2 protein-coding genes and 1 pseudogene are annotated in these 2,088 nt (G+C 69.3%); 1 reads left to right on the forward strand and 2 read right to left on the reverse strand.

All coding sequences use genetic code 11. The annotated features are described in order from the left end of the window. A pseudogene (locus tag ABZ885_RS39950) lies at positions 1-292 on the reverse strand (hypothetical protein); the annotation flags it as partial. A 301-nt stretch (positions 293-593) separates the two neighbouring features. On the opposite strand from ABZ885_RS39950, the gene ABZ885_RS39955 reads away from it, so the two are divergent. Further along, the gene (locus tag ABZ885_RS39955; RefSeq protein ID WP_360199934.1) at positions 594-1,043 is read left to right on the forward strand and encodes a hypothetical protein; all 450 of its coding nucleotides are present in this window, start codon (positions 594-596) and stop codon (positions 1,041-1,043) included. A gap of 78 nt (positions 1,044-1,121) precedes the next feature. Here ABZ885_RS39955 and ABZ885_RS39960 read toward each other — a convergent pair whose 3' ends face one another. Further along, positions 1,122-1,988, reverse strand: a complete 867-nt coding sequence (locus ABZ885_RS39960; protein ID WP_360199936.1) for a TniQ family protein — start codon at positions 1,986-1,988, stop codon at positions 1,122-1,124. Positions 1,989-2,088 lie beyond the last annotated feature (100 nt).

Here is a 2,088-nt window from a genome sequence, read left to right on the forward strand (position 1 = left end):
GCGGCCCGCGTGGGGCGTCCGCGTAGTACGCGGCCACTTCTTCGGCCCAGGATTCGAGTTCGATCGTCCCATCGCTGACTGTCCCCCGCAGCGCAGAGTGGGACCGGTCGAACCAGTCGGCGCCGTAGCGCTCCGCGATCCAGGCGCGCGGCACCCTCGCCTCGTCAAGACGCCGCCCCGGATCCGAAGCCCGGGTACGAAGGTTCTCGATCAACGCATCGTCGTTCGCTGGCGCTTCGGCGATTCCAGGCTGCTGGAGCGGCGCGGAGGACTCGGACGGTGCGGCGGTCATGCACCGGGAGCATAGCCGTAGGGCGAGGGCGGGTGTCCCGTCCAATCTGAGTTGGCAGCCGATGCTCCGCTGACCTGCAGGGCTGCCAGGTGGTTTGAGACTGCGCGGGGTTCCGTTCTCAAGTGAGTTGGCCTTCACGGAACCGGAACGTGAGAGAGCTCAGCACCACTTGATAAATGATCTTGGTTACGGTGGGCGAGGCCCGGCTGATGCGAGTGGGGCCGGGCTCGCTGTGATGGCTGCCCATGAGGTGGAATTGGTATCGCGTGCAGTCGGGTCTGGAGCGGGTGGGGTGGACTTGGTGGGGACGATCCTCAAGGGCATGAACCGTGTGCGGTGGCATGAGCTGAGTCATGCCTATGGGCCGGCGGACACCGTTCCTGGTGCTCTGTCGCGGGTTGCCTGGGGCGATGCCAAGACGAGCGAGAACGCGCTGAGCGATCTCGGCCTGTGGCTTGCCGAGCTGGCTGTCTTCGATTCGACGGTCGCCGCTGTCCCCTTCCTGTGGGAGCTCGCCGCGACCGAGGCCGTGACACGTCGGAGCGGAGTGATCGAAGTGCTGCAGGCAGTTCTCGAACACGGCAATCCTCCCCGGAGCGGCGTGCAGCGGGCTGCCCACCAAGCTGTGCTGAGCGGCAGGAGGGCGGCGGATCAGCTCATCCGAGACGACGATCCTTCCGTTCGGTCGGCTGCTCGCGGGCTGCTGGCGGCGATCGACAGCCATCGCTGTGAAACCTGCCAGCCGGCCTGACCTGCGGGCCGGAGATCCGGGATCGAGATCACTCGACGCACGCTCCCTTCGCCCGTCAGCGGTCACCCGGAGGGCGGGTCACTGGAGCCGTGTTCCGCGAACGCGGCAGAAGTGCTGGTAGAGCGGGTCTTGGACACCGATGGCGGTGTAGATCCGGGCGAAACGTCGGCTCAGCTCGGCGGTCGTGGCCAGGTAGAGATCCTTGGGGTCGACGGCGGCCGTCGGCGGGTTGAGGATCAGATCGGTCAGCGTCGCGATCTCGGGGAAGGCCGCCAGACGGTGGCGGTCCTCGAAGGGGATCTTCCCGCTCACGGGGTGGTCCTCGATGCGGTCGAGGCGACGGGTCCACTCCCGCCCGAGGTCGAGCGGCATGCCGCCGGCGGACCACTCGTCGATGATCTTCCAGGCGAGTTCGAGGGCCTGCTGCATCCCGCGGCCGTGACGCCGGGCGAGCAGGTCGAGGCGGCGCTGGGCCTGGAGGACCTCGGGCAGATTGGTGAGCGGGATGTCGTGTGTGGAGCGGGTCCACCGCTCGTGACGCGGACAGAGGTGCCGGTGAGCGGGCGCACGGACGATCACGGTGGTGGCCGGCGGGCTGCGGCGGGCCGTGCAGCAGCGGCAGAGCCGGCCGATCACGTGTTCCGGCCGGGGCAAGGCGTGCTGGGGATCGAGGAAGTCGGCGAGCGCGGGAAGCGCCCTGGCGAGTCGGGCCGCCGGGCGATTGACCAGGGCGGACAGCCGGTTCAGGGACTCCGGGGTCCAGCCGGCCGTGCTGTCGGTGAGTGGTGAGAACTCCGAAGGCAACGGCCCGAGGAGCTGGACGAGGCGGCTGGCGGCTCGGTTGTTGGCGACGGCCAGGCGGTGCAGGTAGGAGCCGAGGGTCTCGCCCTGGACGGGGCCGGGGGCGACGGGCAGGGGTTGGAGGGGGTCACGCCGCGTCGGCATCTGCCCTCCGGCGGCGGGGGCTGCGGGCTCGGCGCCGTTCGACGCGTGAGTGCTCGGCGGCCTGATCGACTTCGATGGTGTCGAGGGTCTTGCGGGTGAT

This window comes from Kitasatospora sp. NPDC047058 (genome assembly GCF_040643935.1).
In the GTDB taxonomy this organism is placed as follows: Bacteria; Actinomycetota; Actinomycetes; order Streptomycetales; family Streptomycetaceae; genus Kitasatospora.

Bases quoted from the DNA above. Each gene is read 5' to 3' on its own strand.
- ABZ885_RS39960 (WP_360199936.1), bottom strand. From the start codon at position 1,988: ATGCCGACGCGGCGTGACCCCCTCCAACCCCTGCCCGTCGCCCCCGGC.